Source organism: Streptomyces nojiriensis, assembly GCF_017639205.1.
Lineage (GTDB): Bacteria > Actinomycetota > Actinomycetes > Streptomycetales > Streptomycetaceae > Streptomyces > Streptomyces nojiriensis.
Genome location: NZ_CP071139.1, coordinates 6,085,331 through 6,107,113, shown reverse-complemented (window position 1 = coordinate 6,107,113; position 21,783 = coordinate 6,085,331). Strand labels below are relative to the sequence as shown.

Here is a 21,783-nt window from a genome sequence, read left to right as displayed (position 1 = left end):
TCCCCGGCTTCTCGGTTTCTCGTCGCCCTTACTAGGCCACGTTCACCCGCTGGCCGGGAGGCGCCGCCTCCAGCCACGCGAGGAAGCCGGTCAGCGCGTCCTCGCTCATCGCCAGCTCCAGGCGGGTCCCCCGGTGGAGACAGCCGAGCACGACGGCGTCCGAGAGCAGGGCCAGCTCCTCCTCGCCCTCCGGGGCACGGCGGGCGATGACCTCGATGGAGGACCGCTCCAGCAGCCGGCGCGGGCGCGGGGAGTACGAGAACACCCGGAACCACTCGATCCGGTCACCGCTGTAGCGCGCGACCCCGTACACCCAGCCCTTGCCGGAGATGTCGGGCTCCTCGGACACACCCCAGCGCATGCTGCAGTCGAAGGTGCCGCCGGACCGCTGGATGAGTCTGCGGCGCAGCCCGAAGACAAACAGCCCGATCACCACCAGGGTTACGACCAGGCCGCTCACAAGCAGAGCGAGGAGCATCTTCACCGACCTCCTCGCTCATCGAATACACATGAGAAAAAACGGACCTGCATCGCCTCAGCCGCGACCCGGTCTGGAAAATTCCAGCACGGACCGCGGCTGAGGTCTGCCGAGTCCCGGAGGTCGCCCCCCGGCACTCGAACGATCAAACTCCGACGGGCATTCAGCCCGTTACGGCGCGCAGCCGGACATCAGCGCGACGCTCGGCGGCCGCGTCGGCCTCCGCCTTCGCGCGCTCCAGTGCCCGCTCCGCACGCTGGACATCGATCTCGTCCGCGAGCTCGGCGATCTCGGCCAGCAGGGACAGCTTGTTGTCCGCGAACGAGATGAAACCGCCGTGCACCGCGGCGACGACCGTGTTGCCGTCGCTGGTGCGGATGGTCACCGGGCCCGATTCCAGCACACCGAGAAGCGGCTGGTGACCGGGCATGACGCCGATGTCGCCGGACGTGGTGCGGGCGACAACAAGGGTGGCCTCGCCGGACCAGACATTGCGGTCCGCCGCGACCAGCTCGACGTGCAGCTCAGCAGCCAAGGTGGCTCCTCGGGTCACCACCCGGCGGGTCGGCCGGGTGTTGGGTCAAATTCTAATGGGCGTGGGGAGAGGGACGGGACACACCCGCCCCTCTCCTGCGAGACACCAGCCGGCGAGCCGGCGGGCCTTCGAACCGGATGCGCTCCGTGAGGAGCGCGCCGGATCAGGAGACGCCCAGCTCCTTGGCGTTGGCCTTCAGGTCCTCGATGCCACCGCACAGGAAGAACGCCTGCTCGGGGAAGTGGTCGTAGTCACCGTCGCAGATCGCGTTGAACGCGGTGATCGACTCGTCGAGCGGAACGTCCGAACCGTCCACGCCGGTGAACTGCTTCGCCACGTGGGTGTTCTGCGACAGGAAGCGCTCGACGCGACGGGCACGGTGGACAACGAGCTTGTCCTCCTCGCCCAGCTCGTCGATACCGAGGATCGCGATGATGTCCTGGAGGTCCTTGTACTTCTGGAGGATCCCCTTGACGCGCATCGCCGTGGCGTAGTGGTCCGCCGCGATGTACCGCGGGTCGAGGATGCGGGACGTCGAGTCCAGCGGGTCCACGGCCGGGTAGATGCCCTTCTCGGAGATCGGACGGGAGAGAACCGTCGTCGCGTCGAGGTGGGCGAAGGTGGTCGCCGGCGCCGGGTCGGTCAGGTCGTCCGCGGGGACGTAGATCGCCTGCATCGAGGTGATCGAGTGACCACGGGTCGAGGTGATGCGCTCCTGGAGGAGACCCATCTCGTCGGCCAGGTTCGGCTGGTAACCCACCGCGGAGGGCATACGGCCGAGCAGGGTCGACACCTCGGAACCCGCCTGGGTGTACCGGAAGATGTTGTCGATGAAGAAGAGCACGTCCTGCTTCTGCACATCGCGGAAGTACTCCGCCATGGTCAGACCGGCAAGCGCGACGCGCAGACGGGTGCCCGGGGGCTCGTCCATCTGACCGAAGACAAGCGCCGTCTTGTCGATGACGCCGGAGTCGGCCATCTCCTCGATGAGGTCGTTGCCCTCACGGGTACGCTCACCGACGCCCGCGAACACCGACACACCGTCGTGGTTGTTGGCGACGCGGTAGATCATTTCCTGGATCAGAACGGTCTTGCCGACACCGGCACCACCGAACAGACCGATCTTTCCACCCTTGACGTACGGGGTGAGAAGGTCGATGACCTTGACGCCGGTCTCGAACATCTCGGTCTTCGACTCGAGCTCGTCGAAGCGGGGCGCCTTGCGGTGGATCGGCCAGCGCTCGGTGACGTTGGCGTTCTCCTCCGGGTAGTTCAGCACCTCACCGAGGGTGTTGAACACCTTGCCCTTGGTGAAGTCACCGACGGGGACGGTGATGCCCTCGCCCGTGTCGGTCACCGGGGCCTGGCGGACCAGACCGTCGGTCGGCTGCATCGAGATGGTACGGACGAGGCCGTCACCCAGGTGCTGCGCGACCTCGAGGGTCAGGGTCTTGAGCGCGCCGTCCTCGGCCGGGTCGGAGACCTGGACCTTGAGGGCGTTGTAGATCTCGGGCATGGCGTCGACGGGGAACTCCACGTCGACGACCGGGCCGATGACCCGGGCGACGCGGCCCGTGGCGGCGGCCGTCTCAACAGTGGTCGTCATTACTTGTCACTCCCCGCGGTCGCGTCAGCCATGGCGCTCGCGCCACCGACGATCTCGCTGATTTCCTGGGTGATTTCGGCCTGGCGGGCCGCGTTGGCAAGCCGGGAGAGGCTCTTGATGAGGTCTCCGGCGTTGTCGGTCGCCGCCTTCATCGCACGGCGGCGGGCGGCGTGCTCGGAAGCGGCCGACTGCAGCAGTGCGTTGTAGATGCGGCTCTCGACGTAGCGCGGCAGCAGGGCGTCGAGGACGTCCTCCGCCGACGGCTCGAAGTCGAACAGCGGAAGGATCTCGCCCTTCGCACCGGTCTCCTCCGGAGCCTTCTCGAGGCTGAGCGGCAGCATCCGGCCGTCGACCGGGTTCTGCGTCATCATCGACACGAATTCCGTGTAGACGATGTGCAGCTCGTCGACGCCACCCTCGGCCGTTTCCAGCTGGATGGCCTCGATCAGCGGCGCCGCGACGCGCTTGGCGTCGGCGTAGGCCGGGCTGTCGGTGAAGCCGGTCCACGAATCCACGACCTTGCGCTCGCGGAAGCCGTAGTAGGCCAGCCCCTTACGGCCGACGATGTAGGTGTCGACCTCCTTGCCCTCGCCGCGCAGCCGCTCGGTGAGCCGCTCCGCCTGCTTGATGGCGTTCGAGGAGTAGCCGCCGGCCAGACCGCGGTCGCTCGTGATGAGCACGATCGCGGCGCGGGTCGGCGCCTCGACCTCGGTCGTCAGGGCGTGCTTGGTGTTGGAGCCGGTCGCCACCGCGGTCACCGCACGGGTGAGCTCGGTCGCGTACGGCATCGATGCCGCCACCTTGCGCTGCGCCTTGACGATGCGCGAGGCGGCGATCATCTCCATCGCCTTGGTGATCTTCTTGGTCGCCGTGATGGCACGGATGCGACGCTTGTAGACCCGGAGCTGCGCTCCCATGAGTCAGGTCCCTTCCGTCGTCACTTGGAGACGTTGACGGCCGGTGCGTCCTCGCCCAGGAGCTTGCCGTCCGAGGTCTCGAACTGGCGCTTGAAGGAAGCGATGGCGTCCGCGATCGACGTCAGGGTGTCGTCCGACATCTTGCCGCCCTCGGCGATGGAGGTGAGGAGGTCCTTGCGCTCGCGGCGCAGGTGCTCCAGCAGCTCCGACTCGAAGCGACGGATGTCGTTGACCGGGACGTCGTCCATCTTGCCGGTGGTGCCGGCCCAGACGGAGACGACCTGCTCCTCGACGGGCATCGGCTGGTACTGGCCCTGCTTCAGCAGCTCGACCAGACGCTTGCCGCGCTCCAGCGAAGCCTTCGACGCGGCGTCCAGGTCGGAACCGAAGGCGGCGAACGCCTCCAGCTCGCGGTACTGGGCCAGGTCCAGGCGCAGACGGCCGGAAACCTGCTTCATGGCCTTGTGCTGGGCGGAGCCACCGACGCGGGAGACCGAGATACCGACGTTCAGCGCCGGGCGCTGGCCCGCGTTGAACAGGTCGGACTCCAGGAAGCACTGGCCGTCGGTGATGGAGATGACGTTGGTCGGGATGAACGCCGACACGTCGTTCGCCTTGGTCTCGACGATCGGCAGACCGGTCATCGAACCGGCGCCCATGTCGTCGGACAGCTTCGCGCAGCGCTCCAGCAGACGGGAGTGCAGGTAGAAGACGTCACCCGGGTAGGCCTCGCGGCCCGGCGGGCGGCGCAGCAGCAGCGACACGGCGCGGTAGGCGTCGGCCTGCTTCGACAGGTCGTCGAAGATGATCAGGACGTGCTTGCCGGCGTACATCCAGTGCTGGCCGATGGCGGAACCGGTGTACGGCGCCAGGTACTTGAAGCCGGCCGGGTCGGACGCCGGGGCGGCGACGATCGTCGTGTACTCGAGCGCACCGGCGTCTTCCAGGGCGCCGCGAACGGACGCGATGGTCGAGCCCTTCTGGCCGATGGCGACGTAGATGCAGCGAACCTGCTTGTTCACGTCGCCCGAGCGCCAGTTGTCGCGCTGGTTGATGATCGTGTCGACGGCCAGAGCGGTCTTACCCGTCTGACGGTCACCGATGATCAGCTGACGCTGGCCACGGCCGACGGGCACCATGGCGTCGATGGCCTTGTAGCCGGTCTGCATCGGCTCGTGGACCGACTTACGGACCATGACGCCCGGAGCCTGCAGCTCCAGGGCGCGACGGCCTTCGGTCGCGATCTCGCCGAGACCGTCGATCGGGTTGCCGAGCGGGTCGACGACGCGGCCGAGGTAGCCCTCGCCGACGCCGACCGAGAGCACCTCACCGGTGCGCTGCACCGGCTGGCCCTCCTCGATACCGCTGAACTCGCCGAGGACAACCGCACCGATCTCGCGCTCCTCGAGGTTGAGGGCGAGACCGAGGGTGCCGTCCTCGAACTTCAGCAGCTCGTTCGCCATGGCGGAGGGCAGGCCCTCCACCTTCGCGATGCCGTCGCCGGCAACGCTGACCGTTCCGACCTCCTCGCGCGAGGCCGCGTCCGGCTGGTACGACTGGACAAAGTTCTCCAGTGCGTCCCGGATCTCCTCCGGCCGGATCGTGAGCTCCGCCATCTGGGTTCCCTGCTCTCCTTGTTGGGCCTGAAGCTTCTTAGGGGTCTGGGGGCGACCCCCAGGAATCTTCTGCAAGTTCTGCACGGCCCAACCGGGCCGCTAGGAATGCTTCTGTTCTATTGGTGGCTGGTCAGCCGGCCATGCGGCGCGACGCCTCGGCGAGGCGGTCCGCGATGGTGCCGTCGATGACCTCGTCGCCGACTCGCACCGAGATCCCGCCGAGGACCTCGGGGTCCACGTCGAGGTTCAGGTGCATCTGTCGGCCGTACAGCTTGGCCAGCACCGCGCCGAGGCGCGCCTTCTGGACGTCGCTGAGCGGAACCGCGCTGGTCACGGTGGCGACCATGCGGTCACGGCGCTCGGCGGCGAGCTTGGAAAGGGACTCCAGTCCCGCTTCCAGGCTACGTCCACGCGGGTGCGTGACAAGACGGATCACCAGGCGCTCGGTGACGGCGTTCGCCTTGCCGCCGAGCAGGCTGCGCAGCAGCTCGCTCTTGGCGGAGGCGGAGGCCGCACGGTCGGTCAGCGCGGCACGCAGCTCGGTGCTCGAGGAGACGATCCGGCCGAACCGGAACACCTCGTCCTCGACGTTGTCGAGCGCGCCCGCCCGCTGGGCCGCCGTGAGGTCGGCGGTGGCCGCCAGCTCCTCCAGCGCGTCCACCAGGTCGCGGGACTGCGACCAGCGGGACCGGACCATGCCGGACACCAGGTCGAGGGTTTCCCCGCCGACCTGGCCGCCGAGCAGCCGACCGGCAAGCTCGGCCTTGGCCTCGCCGGACTGCGCCGGGTCCGTGACGACCCGACGCAGCGAGACCTCACGGTCGAGCAGCGCGGTGACGGCAGCCAGCTCACCGGCGAGCTTCGCCGCGTCGACGGACGTGTTGTCCGTCAGCGCGTCGAGACGCTCACGCGCGGAGGCCAGCGCCTCGCGGCTCGCTCCGTTCATCGGGCCGCCTCGGCCTTCTCCTCAAGCTCGCTGAGGAAACGGTCGATGGTGCGGCTCTGCCGGGCGTGGTCCTCGAGGGACTCGCCGACGAGCTTTCCGGCCAGGTCGGTGGCGAGCTTGCCAACGTCCTGACGCAGCGCCTGAGAGGCGGCCTTACGGTCCGCCGCGATCTGGGCGTGGCCGGCAGCGATGATCTCCTCACGCTGCCGCTGGCCCTCTGCGCGCAGTTCTTCCTTGAGCGCAGTGCCCTGCTCCAGCGCTTCCTGGCGCAGGCGCGCGGCCTCGTGCCGGGCTTCGGCGAGCTGGGCCTTGTACTGCTCCAGCACGCTCTGGGCCTCGGTCTGAGCGGCCTCAGCCTTCTCGATACCGCCCTCGATGGCCTCGCGACGCTCGTCCAGAACCTTGTTGATGTTCGGGAGGAGCTTCTTCGCGAGGAAACCGAAGACGATGACGAAGGCGATCAGACCGATGACGAGCTCGGGGATCGGCGGGATGAGGGGGTTTTCCGCCTCTTCGGCCGCGAGCTGAACCAGAGGGTTCACATCAGTGCCTTCCGACTAAAGGGTCTGTTCGCTACCGGGATCAGGAGGTCGGGTAGACGAACGGCATGACCAGACCGATGAGGGCGAGCGCCTCACAGAAGGCGAAGCCGAGGATCTGGTTGGCGCGGATCAGGCCGGCGGCCTCGGGCTGGCGGGCCAGGGCCTGGGTGCCGTTACCGAAGATGATGCCGACGCCGACGCCGGGGCCGATGGCCGCGAGGCCGTAACCGATGGAGCCGAGGTTGCCCTTGATTTCGACGCCAGCAGCGAGGGTCTGGAGAGCGGACATGCCGGTTCTTCCTTCTCTTTCATGGACCGGTGGGGGTTGGCCACCGGACGACTGGTGGTTTGGGGGTGGGGCGGTCAGTGGTGCTCGGCGACGGCGCCCTGGAGGAAGCTGCAGGCCAGCAGCACGAAGACATAGGCCTGGACAGCCTGGATGAAGAGCTCGAACGCGGTCATCACGATGACCATCACGAAGGACACGCCCGCGTAGGCGATGCCGATGCCGTTCAGCAGGTACCAGCTGGCGATCGTGAAGAGCAGCAGCAGCGTGTGACCGGCGAACATGTTCGCGAAGAGACGGACCGCGTGGGTGAAGGGGCGGACGATCACATTCGAGAAGAACTCGATCAGCATGACCAGCGGCAGGATCCCGCCGAGCGACTTGTCGTAGCCCGTGAGGTTCTTCAGGCCGCCGACGAAACCGTGGCGCTTGAAGGTGACCGACATCCACATGAAGTAGATGACCAGGGCCATACCGGCCGGGTACGCGATGACCGCGGTCACCGGGAACTGGGCGACCGGAATGATCGACCAGAGGTTCAGGATCCAGACGAAGAAGAACGTCGCGACCATGAAGGGGACGTACTTCTCGCCCTCCTTCTTGCCCATCGTTTCGTAGACGATCCCGCGGCGGACGAAGTCGTAGCCGGCTTCGGCAACCATCTGGAGCTTCCCCGGAACCAGCTTCGGCTTGGCGAAGGCGGCCCAGAAGAATCCGACGATGATGACGGACCCGAGCAGGGCCAGGAGCATCGTCTTGTTGAAGTAGACGGCTCCGTCCATGTCGCCGAAGATCGGCTCGAACAGGAACGAGTGCAGGCCAGGAGCCGGGAAACCACAGCCGTCGAAGATGTGGCAATCGGTCTCGAAGGCGAGCACCTGCGTCGGGTCAGCACTCACCGCGGGCTCCTTCAGCGTGGCGCATAGGTACGGCAACCTCGTTGTGTCGGCGCGGCGCACAGCCGCGGTTCGGCACGGGACTGGTCTTACGGATGTGGGGGCGGCTTGCAGGCAGTGAGCCTCGCGATTGAGCAGGCGTCAGCTCAGATGCCTGCGCCCGCGATGCCGCATATGGCACCGGACGATAGCAGCATCTCGAACGCGCACTTATTCCGCCCCTACCGTTCACGACGAGGGCCCCGTGTTTTCAGGCTTCTCACCCTTGCCACGCTTGGTGGTGGACTCGGGCTCGACGTAAAGGATCTTGGCCTTCATGTGCGCGCGCGTCTGCGCGGCGATCCAAGCAAGGGTCGCCGCGACGATGGTGATCGCGAATGCCCTGGGATTGAACAGCGTCGTGTTCTTGAACACGGCGACGAAGACGAAGAGCAGCAGGATCTGGGTCGTGTAGAGCGCCAGACCCATCATCTGGAACAGATGCGGCAGCGATCGTGCCGTCCGCTGCAGGATGACGAATCCGATACCCATGAACAGAATCACGACGACCGTGGCCGCGATCGCCCCGATCGCCCCCTTACCGCCCGCGACCACGCCACAGATGATGGCGGCAACGACGCCGACGGCAGCAGTGGGTACGGCGGTGTGCAAAAGGGTTCGGGCGTCATCGGACAGCATGGCGCATGGCTCCGCGTGATGGTGGGGTAACGGGACTCGTACGGGACGAGCGTAAGCCCGGTCCGAGAGAGGACCTCGGGCCAAGGGACCGTCGCACTACGGTCCTTCGGCTCTGTCGCCGGGTTTAGTGAACGGTATCACAAACTATTTGATGAGAGCTTTACCTGTCGGGTGTGCCGACTGTCACACATGAGAGTGACCCTGCCCGTGTGTGCGCGACAGGGGGGTGGCTTGTCTGATAAAGGCCATCCATGTCCGACATGCGAATCGGCCGTCAGCGGGCGGATTCAGCCTTACGCCGGTCGGGAAAGCGCGAACGGGGGCCCACGGCGGTCGCTCCGTTGACGCCGGAGACACCCGCGGCCACGGGCCGCGCCGGTTCCGGCTCCGCACCCGAGACATCCTGTGCGGCCGCCTCCGCGGCGGCTTCGGCCGCACGTTCGGCATGGCGGTAGCGCGGCGGAACCAGACCCTCCGCCCAGCGCGGGGCGCGCGGGGTGAAGCGCGGCAGGAGCAGCAGGATCAGGCCGACCGCACTCAATGCGACGATCGCCAGCACGATCCACATCGTGGCGGAATGCACGGAATAGGCCACCGTGCCGAAGGCGATCAGCCCTGACCAGAAGTACATGATCATGACCGCGCGGCTGTGCGAATGCCCGAGTTCCAGCAGCCGGTGGTGGAGGTGCCCGCGGTCGGCGGCGAACGGCGACTGGCCCTTCCACGTGCGCCGGACGATGGCCAGGACCAGGTCCGCCATCGGGATCGCGATGACCGTCAGCGGCAGGATCAGCGGGATGTAGGCGGGGAGCATCGCGTGCGTCGCGTTGCGCTCACCACCCGCGAAGAGGGCCAGCGCGTCCGGGTCCACCTGCCCGGTGAGGGAGATCGCGGAGGCGGCCAGCACCAGGCCGATGAGCATCGAGCCGGAGTCGCCCATGAAGATCCGCGCGGGGTGCATGTTGTGCGGCAGGAAGCCCAGGCACATGCCCATGAGGATCGCGGCGAAGAGGGTCGCCGGCGCGGCCGACTCGATGCCGTAGCCGAACCAGATCCGGTACGCGTAGAGGAAGAGCGCGGCGGCGGCGATGCAGACCATGCCTGCGGCCAGGCCGTCCAGACCGTCGACGAAGTTCACCGCGTTGATGGTGATCACGACGAGGGCGACCGTGAGCAGGTTGCCCTGCCACTGGGTGAGCGGGACCGTCCCGATGCCCGGGACGGGGATCCACAGGATGGTCAGACCCTGCATGACCATCACACCGGCGGAGATCATCTGCGCGCCGAGCTTGATCAGGGCGTCGAGCTCGAACTTGTCGTCGAGGACGCCGACCAGCCAGATCAGCGCCGCGCCGGAGAGCAGCGCGCGCGGCTCGTTCGACAGCTCGAAGACGCCGTTGAGGTTGCGCAGGTGGTCGGCGACCAGCAGGCCCGCGCACAGACCGCCGAACATGGCGATGCCGCCCAGTCGCGGTGTGGGCTCGCGGTGCACGTCGCGGGCGCGGATCTCCGGCATGGCCCCGGCCGCGATCGCGAACTTCCGCACGGGCCCGGTCAGCAGGTAGGTCACCGCGACCGTGACGCAAAGCGTCAGCAGATATTCACGCACGGGCTGCCCCAGATGTATCGCCGGCCATCTCAGCCCCACACATTAGCTGCGATGTCACCTCCATCGAGGACGCGAGGGGGCGGTATCACGGTTCCAGTACGCCCTGCTTGTCCTACTTACTCCCCGTAAGGGGGAAATCCTGCCGTGAGCTCGCCGACCTCCGTACGTGTTTTCACGCCATCTCCGTCCAGGGCCGAGGCGAACAGCGCCGCGATCCGGACCATCTCCTCCTCCCCCATCCCCTGGGTGGTCACGGCGGCCGTTCCCAGCCGGATGCCGCGCTGGTCCCCGTAGGGGAGGGCGCAGGTGTCCAGCACGATCCCGGCGGCGGCCAGCCGGCCGCGGGCGGTCGGGCCGTCCACACCCAGCGGCGCCGGGTCGGCGGTGATCAGATGGGTGTCGGTGCCGCCGGTGGTGAGGGTGAACCCGTGCTCCTGGAGCGCGCCCGCCAGCACCCGGGCATTGGCGACGACCCGGTGCGCGTACGTGGTGAAGGCCGGCCGGGCCGCCTCGCCGAAGGCCACGGCCTTGGCGGCGATGGTGTGCATCTGGGCCCCGCCCTGGGTGAAGGGGAACACCGCCCGGTCGACGCGCTCCGCGTACTCGGCGCCGCACAGCACCATGCCGCCGCGCGGGCCGCGCAGCACCTTGTGCGTGGTCGCGCAGACGATGTCGGCGTACGGGACGGGGCTGGGCGCGGCCCCGCCGGCCACCAGCCCGATCGGATGGGCGGCGTCCACGATGAGGTAGGCCCCGACCTCGTCGGCGATCTCCCGGAAGGCGGAGTACTCGGGGTGGCGGGGGTAGGAGATGGAGCCGCACACGATCGCCTTGGGACGGTGCGCGTGGGCCAGGCGCTGGACCTGCCGGTAGTCGATGAGGCCCGTCCCGGCGTCGACTCCGTAGCCGACGAAGTCGAACCACCGCCCGGAGAAGTTGGCGGGCGACCCGTGGGTGAGGTGCCCGCCGTACGGGAGCCCCATCGCCAGCACGGTGTCCCCCGGCCGCAGCAGGGCGGCGTACGCGGCCAGGACGGCGGAGGAGCCGGAGTGCGGCTGCACGTTGGCGTGCTCGGCCCCGAAGAGCGCCTTGGCCCGCTCCACGGCGGTCCGCTCGGCCAGATCGGCGTACTCGCACCCGCCGTGGTGCCGGGCGCCGGGGTACCCCTCGGCGTACTTGTTGGCGAGCGCGGACCCGAGCGCGGCGAGCACGGCGGTCGAGGTGAAGTTCTCCGCGGCGATCATCTGCAGGGTGCCGGCCTGCCGCTGCCGCTCCCCGGCCAGTACGTCGGCCATCTGCGGGTCCTGCGCGCGCAGCAGGTCCGTGGGCTGGGTGATGACGCTCATGGCGGCGCTCCAGGGGTACCGGGTACCAGCCACTGTAGGCCCGCGGACCCCTCGGTGCCCTGTCAGCGCGCGGCGATGACGCCCGTCAGGCTCAGCGCGCGGCGGTCACGCCCGTCAGCGCGGTGACGACCGGATCCAGCGCCTGGTTGAGCCCCTCCTCGACGCGGCGCTCGCGCCGCTCGGCCCCGGGGGCCTCCCGGGCTTCGTACCGCTGCGCCGGCCTCCGGCCGGCGAACGCTCAGCGCGCGGCGGTCACGCCCGTCAGCGCGGTCACGACCGGATCCAGCGCCTGGTTGATCTCGTCGCCGATCGAGCGGAAGAAGGTGATCGGGGCTCCGTACGGGTCGTACACCTCGTCCGCGTCGGGTGACGGCGCCAGCAGCCAGCCGCGCAGGGCCGCGGCGGCCCGTACGAGCGCCCGCGCCCGCTCCGCCATGCCGTCGTCCAGCGGCGGCAGCGTGGCCGGATCTATCGCCCGCACCAGCCGGGTGAACTCCTTCAGCGTGAAGGTGCGCAGCCCCGCCGAGTGGCCCATCGAGATGACCTGGGCGCGGTGGTCGCGGGTGGCGGTCAGCACCAGGTCGGCGCGTATGACGTGCTCGTCCAGCAGCTCCCGCCCGGTGAACCCGGACGCGTCGGCCCCGAAGTCCGCCAGCACGGCGGCCGCGTTCGCCTCCATCGGGGCGCCCTCGTGGCCCCAGGTGCCGGCGCTCTCCACGATGAGGTCGCCGGTGACGAGGCCGCCGAGGCGGTGCGAGAGGGCATGGCGCGTCAGCCGCTCCGTGATGGGCGAGCGGCAGACGTTCCCGGTGCTGACGTGGAGTATGCGGAAAGTGGTTCCTCCGGCTGCCGCCGGCCGGTACCCCCCTGCTATGCCACGCCCCTCAGGGCTCACGGGGCGACCTCGAGGTCGGGTACGACCTCCCGCAGCTGGTCTGCGGTGAGTGCCCCCTCGCGCAGCAGGACGGGAACCTTCCCGGTGACGTCGACGATCGACGACGGCTGGATGCCGGGCGTCGGGCCGCCGTCCAGGTACACGGACACGGAGTCCCCGAGCATCTCGCGCGCGGCGTCGCAGTCCTCGGGCGCCGGGTGACCGGACAGGTTGGCCGAGGACACCGCCATCGGGCCGACCTCGGTCAGCAGCTCGATCGCGACGGGGTGCAGGGGCATGCGCACGGCCACGGTGCCCTGGGTGTCCCCCAGGTCCCACGCCAGCGAGGGCTGGTGCTTGGCGACCAGCGTCAGCGCGCCCGGCCAGAAGGCGTCGACGAGCTCCCAGGCCTGCTCGGAGAAGTCCGTGACGAGGCCGTGGAGCGTGTTCGGGGAGCCGATGAGCACCGGGGTGGGCATCCCGCGGCCCCGGCCCTTGGCCGCGAGCAGGTCGTGGACGGCCTCGGGGCTGAAGGCGTCCGCGCCGATCCCGTACAGGGTGTCGGTGGGCAGCACGACGAGCTCGCCGCGGCGCACGGCGGATGCGGCTTCACGCAGACCCGTCTTACGGTCCGTCGCGTCGTTGCAGTCGTATCGCCGGGCCATCAGCGGGCCTCCTCGTGCAGCAGGGGGGTGGCGGGATTCGTCGGGCCGGTCACGGCAGGGCCTTGCGGGCCGTCGCGAAGCGCGGGCGGTTGTTCAGGTCCGGGTGGTCGGCCGCGTCGGCCCAGCCCCGCTCCTCGGCGAAGATCCACGGCACCTGGCCGCCCTGGGTGTCGGCGTGCTCGATGACGACGATGCCGCCGGGCCGCAGCAGCCGGTGGGCGGTCCGCTCGATACCGCGGATGGTGTCGAGGCCGTCCTCGCCGGAGAAGAGCGCCATCTCCGGATCGTGGTCGCGGGCCTCGGGGGCGACGTACTCCCACTCGGTGAGCGGGATGTACGGCGGGTTGGAGATGACCAGGTCGACCTGGCCGTCGAGCTCGGGCAGCGCGCTCAGGGCGTCGCCCTGGTGGACGGTGACCCGGGAGCCCTCGGCGTTCTTGCGGGTCCACCGCAGGGCGTCCTCGGACAGCTCGACCGCGTGCACGCGCGAGCGCGGCACCTCCTGGGCCATGGCCAGCGCGATGGCGCCGGAGCCGGTGCACAGGTCCACGATCAGCGGCTCGACGACGTCCATCGCGCGCACGGCGTGTATGGCCCAGTCCACGACCGACTCGGTCTCGGGCCGGGGCACGAAGACCCCGGGCCCGACCTGGAGCTCCAGGTACCGGAAGAAGGCGCGGCCGGTGATGTGCTGGAGCGGCTCGCGCGCCTCGCGGCGGGCGACGGCCTCCCAGTAGCGGGCGTCGAAGTCCGCGTCCTTGACGTGGTGCAGTTCCCCCCGCTTGACGCCGTGCACGAAGGCGGCGAGCTCCTCCGCGTCGAAGCGCGGTGAGGGCACGCCGGCGGCGGCCAGCCGCTGGGTGGCCTGGGCCACCTCGGCAAGCAGCAAGTTCACGCTGGTCCTCCGGGCTGCTGTCGTACGGGGGTGATGCGGGGGTGGGGTCAGTGCGCGGCCGCGAGCTTGGCCGCGGAGTCCGTGTCGACGCAGGCCTGGATGACCGCGTCGAGGTCACCGTCGAGCACCTGGTCCAAGTTGTACGCCTTGAAACCGGTCCGGTGGTCCGAGATCCGGTTTTCCGGGTAGTTGTACGTACGGATCTTCTCGGAACGGTCCACGGAGCGCACCTGGCTGCGGCGCACGTCCGAGGCCTCCTGCTCGGCGGCCTCCTGGGCCGCGGCCAGGAGCCGCGAGCGCAGGATGCGCATGGCCTGCTCCTTGTTCTGGAGCTGGCTCTTCTCGTTCTGGCAGGAGGCGACCACACCGGTGGGGATGTGCGTGATGCGCACGGCCGAGTCGGTGGTGTTGACGGACTGGCCGCCGGGGCCGGACGAGCGGTACACGTCGATGCGGAGGTCGTTCATGTTGATCTCGACCTCGACCTCCTCGGCCTCCGGGGTGACGAGCACGCCGGCGGCGGAGGTGTGGATGCGGCCCTGGGACTCGGTGGCCGGAACCCGCTGGACGCGGTGCACGCCGCCCTCGTACTTCAGGCGGGCCCACACGCCCTGGCCGGGCTCGGTGGCGCCGTTGCCGCCCTTGGTGCGGACGGAGACCTGGACGTCCTTGTAGCCGCCGAGCTCGGACTCGGTGGCGTCGATGATCTCGGTCTTCCAGCCCACGCGCTCGGCGTAGCGCAGGTACATGCGCAGCAGGTCGCCGGCGAACAGCGCCGACTCGTCGCCGCCCGCGCCCGCCTTGACCTCGAGGAGGACGTCCTTGTCGTCGCTGGGGTCGCGCGGAACGAGCAGCAGGCGGAGCTTCTCGGTGAGCTCTTCGCGCTGTGCGGTCAGTTCCTTGGCCTCGGCGGCGAAGTCGGGGTCGTCGGCCGCGAGCTCCTTGGCCGTCTCGATGTCCTCGGCCGACTGCTTCCAGGCACGGAAGGTCGCGACGATCGGGGTCAGTTCCGCGTAGCGCTTGTTGAGCTTGCGCGCGTTGGCCTGATCCGAGTGGACCGAAGGGTCGGCGAGCTTCTTCTCAAGATCGGCGTGTTCGCCGACCAATTCCTCGACCGCTTCGAACATCGGGGGACTCCTGGGGTGAAAAGGTGCGAAGGACTGCAGGGGGACGTGCCGGAACGACGACAAAGGCGCCGGTCCGGCCGCCCCCGAGTGGACAGGGGGCGGCCGGAGACCGGCGCCTGGGTCGCGCTACTTCTTGGCCGCACCCTTGCCGAAGCGCGCCTCGAAGCGGGCCACGCGGCCACCGGTGTCGAGGATCTTCTGCTTGCCCGTGTAGAACGGGTGGCACTCGGAGCAGACCTCGGCACGGATGGTGCCCTCGGTCAGGGTGCTACGGGTGGTGAACGACGCGCCGCAGGTGCAGCTGACCGCGGTCTCGACGTACTCGGGGTGAACATCGCGCTTCAAGGTGTCTCCTAGATTCGGGAGGGCGCCGGGTCGCAGGAGCCGAATTGCGTACTGCGTGAACCGGGGCCGACAGACCAGTCTGCCAGGACCGGGCCGCCTGTCAAAATTCTGAGGACGCCTCCCTCAACGGCACGGGGTCGCCGTCTATTCCGCACCGGTCCGGGGGCCCGGCCGGGCGGGGCCCTACTGGACGATCGACCCGGCGGCGCTCTTGTCCCCGGAGGAGTTCACGGTGGCCTCGGCCGGGATCGGCCGGTCCGCCAGCAGGGCGTCCCAGACCATCTTCGTCTCCTTGGTGAGCGGGGCCACCCGGTTCGGGTCACGGGGGTCCGTGGTCACCGGCAGCGTGATCATCTGCATGTCCCGGGCGTCGATGCCCTGGAGTCCCTGGGCGAAGCCCATGAGGGACTTCACATCGCCGAGCGCCTTGTCGGTGGTGATCGCCTTGGTCGCGGAGTCGGCGATGCCGAGCAGCTTCTTGGGGTTGTCGAAGACCCCGATGCCCTTCACCTGCTTGATCAGTGCCTTGATGAAGGCCTGCTGGAGCTGTATTCGGCCCAGGTCGCTGCCGTCGCCGACGCTCTTGCGGGTGCGTACGAGGCCGAGGGCCTGCTCCCCGTCGAGCTTGTTGGTGCCGGCCGCGAGGTCGAGGTGGCTGGACCCGTCCTTGATCGGCTTGGTGGTGGTCACCTCGACGCCGCCGAGGTTGTCGATGATCTTCTTGAAGCCGGTGAAGTCGACCTCTATGTAGTGATCCATGCGGATCCCCGACATCTTCTCGACGGTCTTGACCGCGCAGGCGGCCCCGCCGACGGTGAACGCCTCGTTGAACTGGGTGCGCTGGCCGCCGGGGTCGGTCTTCCCGCCCGCCGTCGCACAGGAGGGCCGGGAGATCATGGTGTCGCGCGGTATCGACACGACGCTGGCCTTCTCGTGGCCCTCGTACAGGTGGATGATCATCGCCGTGTCGGAGCGGGCGGAGCCGCCGTCGTCCTGGCCGTACTCGCCGTTGGCGCCGCCGCGGGAGTCGGAGCCGAGGACCAGGATGTCCATCGAGCCGTTGTCGACGTTCTGCGGGCGGTCGGTGCCGAGGGCCTGGTCGATGTCGACGGTCTTCAGGTTGCCGTTGAACTTGAAGTAGAAGTAGCCGAGGCCCGCTCCCCCCAGCAGGACCACCCCCGCGGCGCTCCAGGCGGCGACGGCGACGGCCCTGCGGCGCCTCGCCGGTTTGCGGCGGCGCCGGGCCGCGGCACGGCCGCCGTGGTCCTTGCTCTCCTCGGTCATGCTCTCCTCAGTCCTGTGTCCGGTCCCCTGGTCGCTGCGGCCCGCCGTCCACCCCGCGGTCCCGCTGACACAGACGGGCGTACGCCGCGCAGGGTTCCATTCCGGCCCTAACCGCCCAGCCGGGGCGCAGCCGCCCCGCCCGTGCGCCCGTACCCCGAAAATGCGCCCGTACGCGCGACAGCCCCCGCCGCGGGTGCGGCGGGGGCTGTCGCGGTGATGCGCGTGCCGGACGTCAGTCGTCGTTCTTGCCCGACGGGGTCGTCTTCGCGATCTGCATCAGGAACTCGGCGTTCGACTTCGTCTGCTTCATCTTGTCGAGCAGCAGCTCGATCGCCTGCTGCGAGTCGAGCGCGTGCAGCACCCGGCGCAGCTTCCAGACGATGGCGAGCTCCTCCGCGTTGAGGAGGATCTCCTCCTTGCGGGTGCCCGACGGGTCGACGTCGACGGCCGGGAAGATGCGCTTGTCGGCGAGCTTCCGGTCGAGCTTGAGCTCCATGTTGCCGGTGCCCTTGAACTCCTCGAAGATCACCTCGTCCATGCGCGAGCCGGTGTCGACGAGCGCGGTGGCCAGGATGGTCAGCGAGCCGCCGTCCTCGATGTTGCGCGCGGCACCGAAGAAGCGCTTCGGCGGGTACAGCGCGGTCGAGTCGACACCACCGGACAGGATGCGGCCGGAGGCGGGCGCCGCGAGGTTGTACGCGCGGCCCAGACGGGTGATGGAGTCCAGCAGGACGACCACGTCGTGACCCAGCTCGACGAGACGCTTGGCGCGCTCGATGGCCAGCTCGGCGACGGTGGTGTGGTCCTCGGCCGGGCGGTCGAAGGTCGAGGAGATGACCTCGCCCTTGACCGACCGCTGCATGTCGGTGACCTCTTCCGGACGCTCGTCGACCAGGACGACCATCAGGTGGCACTCGGGGTTGTTGGTGGTGATCGCGTTGGCGATCGCCTGCATGATCATGGTCTTACCGGTCTTCGGCGGGGCCACGATCAGGCCTCGCTGACCCTTGCCGATCGGCGACACGAGGTCGATGATTCGGGTGGTCAGCACGCCCGGGTCGGTCTCCAGACGGAGCCGGTCCTGCGGGTAGAGCGGGGTGAGCTTCTGGAACTCCGGGCGGCCGCGGCCGGATTCGGGCGCCATGCCGTTCACCGAGTCCAGACGCACGAGGGCGTTGAACTTCTCGCGGCGCTCGCCGTCCTTGGGCTGGCGCACGGCACCGGTGGTGTGGTCACCCTTGCGCAGGCCGGCCTTGCGGACCTGGGCGAGGGAGACGTACACGTCGTTGGGGCCGGGCAGGTAGCCCGAGGTCCGGATGAACGCGTAGTTGTCGAGGATGTCGAGGATGCCCGCGACGGGGATCAGCACGTCGTCGTCGGCGACCTGCGGCTCGCTCGGCGCGAACTCGTCGCGGCCACGGCGGCCACGGCGGTCGCGGTAGCGGCCGCGACGGCCGCGACGGCCGTCCTCACCGTCGAAGTCGTCCTGGGGGCCGTTGTCCTGGCGGTCCTGACGGCCCTGCTGACCCTGGCCCTGGCCCTGGCCCTGGCCGCGGCCGCCCTGCTGCTGGCGGTCGGCGCGGTCCTGACGGCCGCCGCCCTGGCCGCCCTGCGCGCCCTGGCCCTGACCCTGGCCGCCCTGGCCCTGGTCGTCGGCCTTGGCGCCGCGGTCACGGCGGTCGCGCTGACGGTCGGTGCGGTCGGCACGGTCACCGCGGTCGCGGCGGTCGCGACGGCCACGGCCTTCGCCGTCCTGCCCCTGCGCCTGGCCGGCGGAGACCGCGGTGGCGGCTTCGGCCTTGGCCTCGGACGGGGCGGTCGCGGCGGGCGCGGTCTCGGTCTTCTGCTCGACCTGTACGGCGACGGGGGCCGAGGCCTCCGGGCTGCCGGAGGGGGCCGTGGCCCGACGGCGGCGGCGCTCGCCGACCGGGGCGTCGTCGCTGGCCGGCTGGCCGGGGATCTCGATCTGCGCCTGCGCGGCGGGCTTCTCGGCGGGCGCCTCGGCGGCGGCCTCACCCGTGCGGGCCTTGCTGGTGGCGCGGCGCTTCGGCTTGGCCTCGGCGGTGGCTGCGGCGGTGGAGGCGGCGGCCTTGGGGGCACCGCTGCCCGCCTGCGCCTCCTTGATGACCTCGATCAGCTGGCTCTTGCGCATCCGCGCGGTGCCCCTGATCCCGAGGCCCGACGCGACCTGCTGCAGCTCGGCCAGGACCATGCCGTCAAGGCCGGTGCCGGAGCGTCGGCGCTTGGGTGCGGCGCCCGCGGCGGGGGCACTGGTGTCGACAGAGGTGTCGGCAGCGCCCATCAGATCGGTGGTGTCGCTCACGAAGGGTCCTTCCCTGGAGCGGACGTCGGCCTGTCTGGCTCGGCGACCGGTTGTGCTGTCCGACAGCGGGCCTTGACCTGATGGGTCGTGGACCGCAGCCGGGGCGGTGGTCCGCCGGTAGAAGTACGGCGGAAGAAACGTGCATGGCTGGTTCCGGCGAGAAGCCCCCGAGCTGAAAGCGTGGGAATGTCACGCCGATTCCGGAGCGTGCTCGAAACTGCTGGAGGTGATCAAAGCAGTCGGGGAGGCTCCCGGAAGAAATGTGGTCCCGAATGGGGACACTGAGCACCGAGCCATGGCGGCTTCCGATGCGCACTTGAGACTAACACTACCGGATCCAATAGATATTCCCCCTCTCAATCACCGGCAATCGCGCCCTTCCGTGCGGGCGGCCTGCCCCGGCCGCCCGCCCCTGACCGGCTGTGCACTCCGGGAAAGCGGGTCTAGCCGCCCTGGGTGCCCAGCGGAAGTACGCTCGCGCCCGCGGCGTCGAGGGCGAGCCGGTTGGCCGCCCATCCCTCGCCCGCGAGCTGCGCGACCTTGTCGGCCGCGCCGTTGTCGACCAGCGCGAGGACCGTGGGGCCCGCGCCGGAGATGACCGCGGGGATCCCGTCCGCCCGCAGCCTGTTGACGAGTGCCACGCTCTCGGGCATCGCCGGGGACCGGTACTCCTGGTGGAGCCGGTCTTCGGTGGCCGGCAGGAGCAGCTCGGGACGCCTGGTCAGGGCTTCCACGAGCAGGCCCGCGCGACCCGCGTTGGCGGCCGCGTCCACGTGCGGGACGGTACGCGGCAGCAGGCCGCGCGCCGTCTCCGTGAGGACCGGCTTGGAGGGTACGAAGACCACCGGAACGATGGAGTCGGCGGGCTCCATCCGGATCGCCTTGGCGCTGCCGCCGTCCATCCAGGCGAGGGTGAAGCCGCCGAGCAGACAGGCTGCGACGTTGTCGGGGTGGCCCTCGATCTCGGTGGCGAGCTCCAGCAGCGCCGCGTCGTCGAGCTTGGCCTCCCCGCCTATGGTCACGGCGCGGGCGGCGACGATGCCGGCGCAGATGGCGGCGGAGGAGGAGCCGAGGCCGCGGCCGTGCGGGATGCGGTTGGCGCAGACGACCTCCAGGCCGCGCGGCTGGCCGCCCAGCAGGTCGAAGGCGGTGCGCATGGAGCGTACGAGCAGGTGGCTCTCGTCCCGCGGGAGGGTGTCGGCGCCCTCGCCCGCGATGTCGATGTTCAGGCCGGAGTCGGCCACCCGGACGACTACGTCGTCGTAGAGCCCCAGGGCCAGACCCAGGGCGTCGAAGCCCGGGCCGAGGTTGGCACTGCTGGCGGGGACGCGCACCCGTACGGCGGCGGCGCGGAACGCTGGACCGGCCATCGTCCGATGACACTCCTTGTGACTGTGCGAGATCTTCGCTCTTCGCTGGCTCGCTGCGAATGTACTGGAGAACGTACGACACCCGAAGGCCCTCGGGGCAGCACCGCAGTCATATGCGCGGTGGCGGATGTAGGTACAGCGTATCGAAGGAAGGTTCTCTCGCGACATAGGGCGCACAGGAGGCGCACGATGCGTGTCGCGGACTTCGACCGGCTTCGACCGACTTCAGCCGTATTTTTGTTGTCGTACGGGTGAGTTGCCGGGTTCCGAAGGATCTCGGGAAGGCCTCTGCGGGACCTCACGAGCCCTCCGGGACCCGGCTTCACACGGTGGCGCCGCGGCACTGCGGGGCAGCTGCGGCGGGCGCTGCCGTCAGACCAGGCCGAGGCGCACGGCGGCGGCTTCGGCGTCCACCGGAACGGTGACCGGCTGCGGAGCGCCGGCGATCGCCCAGTCGGGGTCCTTCAGGCCGTTGCCGGTGACGGTGCACACGATCTTCTGGCCGGGGTCGACCAGGCCCAGCTCGGCGGCCTTGAGCAGACCGGCCACCGAGGCGGCCGAGGCCGGCTCGACGAAGACGCCCTCCTGCGCGGCCAACAGCCGGTAGGCGGCGAGGATCTGGCGGTCCGTCACCTCGTCGATGAGGCCGCCCGACTCGTCACGCGCGGCGAGCGCGTAGTCCCAGGAGGCCGGGTTGCCGATCCGGATCGCGGTGGCGATGGTGTGCGGCTCCTTGACGACCTCGCCGCGCACGATGGGCGCGGAACCGGAGGCCTGGAAACCCCACACACGGGGCGTACGGGTGGACAGGCCGTCGGCCTTGTACTCCTTGAAGCCCTTCCAGTACGCGGTGATGTTGCCCGCGTTGCCGACCGGCAGCACGTGGATGTCGGGGGCGTCGCCCAGCGCGTCGACGATCTCGAACGCGGCCGTCTTCTGGCCCTCGATACGCACCGGGTTGACCGAATTGACCAGTGCGACCGGGTAGTTGTCGGAGAGTGCGCGGGCCAGGTTCAGGCAGTCGTCGAAGTTGCCGTCCACCTGCAGGATCTTGGCGCCGTGCACCAGGGCCTGGCCCATCTTGCCGAGCGCGATCTTGCCGCGGGGCACGAGCACCGCGGAGACCATCCCGGCGCGCACCGCGTACGCGGCGGCGGAGGCGGAGGTGTTGCCGGTGGAGGCGCAGATGACGGCCTTCGCCCCCTCCTCCTTGGCCTTGGTGATCGCCATGGTCATGCCGCGGTCCTTGAAGGACCCGGTGGGGTTCGCCCCCTCGACCTTCAGGTGCACCTCGCAGCCGGTGCGCTCGGAGAGCACCTGGGCGGGGACGAGGGGAGTGCCGCCCTCGCGGAGCGTCACCACGGGAGTCGTGTCCGTCACCGGCAGGCGGTCCCGGTACTCCTCGATGATGCCGCGCCACTGGTGGGTGCGATTGCTGCTCATGG

The 21,783-nt window shown here is 69.6% G+C and carries 21 protein-coding genes; all 21 read right to left on the bottom strand.

Annotation, left to right across the window (positions count from 1 at the left end; genetic code table 11):
* Positions 1-31: 31 nt before the first annotated feature.
* Positions 32-478: a DUF2550 domain-containing protein gene (locus JYK04_RS28630; RefSeq protein WP_189743093.1), complete on the bottom strand. Its 447-nt coding sequence runs from the start codon at positions 476-478 to the stop codon at positions 32-34.
* A 163-nt stretch (positions 479-641) separates the two neighbouring features.
* On the bottom strand, positions 642-1,013 hold the full coding sequence (locus tag JYK04_RS28625) for a F0F1 ATP synthase subunit epsilon (protein ID WP_030008701.1): 372 nt from the start codon (positions 1,011-1,013) through the stop codon (positions 642-644).
* 163 nt (positions 1,014-1,176) lie between these two features.
* Positions 1,177-2,619, bottom strand: coding sequence for a F0F1 ATP synthase subunit beta (gene atpD / locus JYK04_RS28620; protein ID WP_030008700.1), 1,443 nt, complete (start codon positions 2,617-2,619; stop codon positions 1,177-1,179).
* Positions 2,619-3,536, bottom strand: coding sequence for a F0F1 ATP synthase subunit gamma (locus JYK04_RS28615; RefSeq protein WP_189743095.1), 918 nt, complete (start codon positions 3,534-3,536; stop codon positions 2,619-2,621). The genes atpD and JYK04_RS28615 overlap by 1 nt, the downstream gene beginning before the upstream one ends.
* 20 nt (positions 3,537-3,556) lie before the next feature.
* Positions 3,557-5,152: a F0F1 ATP synthase subunit alpha gene (atpA, locus tag JYK04_RS28610; RefSeq protein ID WP_189743097.1), complete on the bottom strand. Its 1,596-nt coding sequence runs from the start codon at positions 5,150-5,152 to the stop codon at positions 3,557-3,559.
* Positions 5,153-5,282: 130 nt separating this feature from the next.
* Positions 5,283-6,098 carry a F0F1 ATP synthase subunit delta gene (locus JYK04_RS28605; protein ID WP_189743099.1) on the bottom strand — a complete coding sequence of 272 codons (816 nt, stop codon included), beginning with the start codon at positions 6,096-6,098 and terminating at the stop codon, positions 5,283-5,285.
* The gene (locus JYK04_RS28600; protein WP_030008696.1) at positions 6,095-6,640 is read right to left on the bottom strand and encodes a F0F1 ATP synthase subunit B; all 546 of its coding nucleotides are present in this window, start codon (positions 6,638-6,640) and stop codon (positions 6,095-6,097) included. The genes JYK04_RS28605 and JYK04_RS28600 overlap by 4 nt, the downstream gene beginning before the upstream one ends.
* A gap of 40 nt (positions 6,641-6,680) precedes the next feature.
* Positions 6,681-6,929 (bottom strand): ATP synthase subunit c family protein, encoded by a 249-nt coding sequence (locus tag JYK04_RS28595; RefSeq protein ID WP_030008695.1) that lies wholly within the window; start codon positions 6,927-6,929, stop codon positions 6,681-6,683.
* A gap of 74 nt (positions 6,930-7,003) precedes the next feature.
* A complete protein-coding gene (atpB, locus tag JYK04_RS28590) occupies positions 7,004-7,840 on the bottom strand; it encodes a F0F1 ATP synthase subunit A (protein ID WP_189743241.1) in 837 nt (278 codons plus the stop codon).
* Between the two features lie 210 nt (positions 7,841-8,050).
* On the bottom strand, positions 8,051-8,500 hold the full coding sequence (locus JYK04_RS28585; protein WP_189743101.1) for a Cg1360 family ATP-synthase-associated protein: 450 nt from the start codon (positions 8,498-8,500) through the stop codon (positions 8,051-8,053).
* Between the two features lie 274 nt (positions 8,501-8,774).
* Positions 8,775-10,109: an MraY family glycosyltransferase gene (locus JYK04_RS28580; RefSeq protein ID WP_229876344.1), complete on the bottom strand. Its 1,335-nt coding sequence runs from the start codon at positions 10,107-10,109 to the stop codon at positions 8,775-8,777.
* A gap of 116 nt (positions 10,110-10,225) precedes the next feature.
* On the bottom strand, positions 10,226-11,455 hold the full coding sequence (locus JYK04_RS28575) for a serine hydroxymethyltransferase (RefSeq protein ID WP_189743103.1): 1,230 nt from the start codon (positions 11,453-11,455) through the stop codon (positions 10,226-10,228).
* A gap of 238 nt (positions 11,456-11,693) precedes the next feature.
* On the bottom strand, positions 11,694-12,350 hold the full coding sequence (locus tag JYK04_RS28570) for an arsenate reductase/protein-tyrosine-phosphatase family protein (protein ID WP_189743105.1): 657 nt from the start codon (positions 12,348-12,350) through the stop codon (positions 11,694-11,696).
* Positions 12,347-12,994: an L-threonylcarbamoyladenylate synthase gene (locus JYK04_RS28565; protein WP_030720925.1), complete on the bottom strand. Its 648-nt coding sequence runs from the start codon at positions 12,992-12,994 to the stop codon at positions 12,347-12,349. Before JYK04_RS28565 ends, JYK04_RS28570 begins: the two co-directional genes overlap by 4 nt.
* A gap of 49 nt (positions 12,995-13,043) precedes the next feature.
* Positions 13,044-13,889: a peptide chain release factor N(5)-glutamine methyltransferase gene (gene prmC / locus JYK04_RS28560; protein WP_030008688.1), complete on the bottom strand. Its 846-nt coding sequence runs from the start codon at positions 13,887-13,889 to the stop codon at positions 13,044-13,046.
* 47 nt (positions 13,890-13,936) lie between these two features.
* A complete protein-coding gene (gene prfA, locus JYK04_RS28555) occupies positions 13,937-15,016 on the bottom strand; it encodes a peptide chain release factor 1 (protein ID WP_150259359.1) in 1,080 nt (359 codons plus the stop codon).
* 126 nt (positions 15,017-15,142) lie between these two features.
* Positions 15,143-15,361 (bottom strand): 50S ribosomal protein L31, encoded by a 219-nt coding sequence (rpmE, locus tag JYK04_RS28550; protein ID WP_030008686.1) that lies wholly within the window; start codon positions 15,359-15,361, stop codon positions 15,143-15,145.
* A 183-nt stretch (positions 15,362-15,544) separates the two neighbouring features.
* Positions 15,545-16,645, bottom strand: a complete 1,101-nt coding sequence (locus JYK04_RS28545) for an LCP family protein (RefSeq protein ID WP_189743107.1) — start codon at positions 16,643-16,645, stop codon at positions 15,545-15,547.
* Positions 16,646-16,877: 232 nt separating this feature from the next.
* Entirely contained in the window at positions 16,878-18,968 is a 2,091-nt protein-coding gene (rho, locus tag JYK04_RS28540) for a transcription termination factor Rho (protein ID WP_189743109.1), read from the bottom strand.
* Positions 18,969-19,411: 443 nt separating this feature from the next.
* On the bottom strand, positions 19,412-20,338 hold the full coding sequence (gene thrB / locus JYK04_RS28535) for a homoserine kinase (RefSeq protein ID WP_189743111.1): 927 nt from the start codon (positions 20,336-20,338) through the stop codon (positions 19,412-19,414).
* Between the two features lie 372 nt (positions 20,339-20,710).
* Positions 20,711-21,781 (bottom strand): threonine synthase, encoded by a 1,071-nt coding sequence (gene thrC / locus JYK04_RS28530; RefSeq protein ID WP_189743113.1) that lies wholly within the window; start codon positions 21,779-21,781, stop codon positions 20,711-20,713.
* Positions 21,782-21,783: the final 2 nt, after the last annotated feature.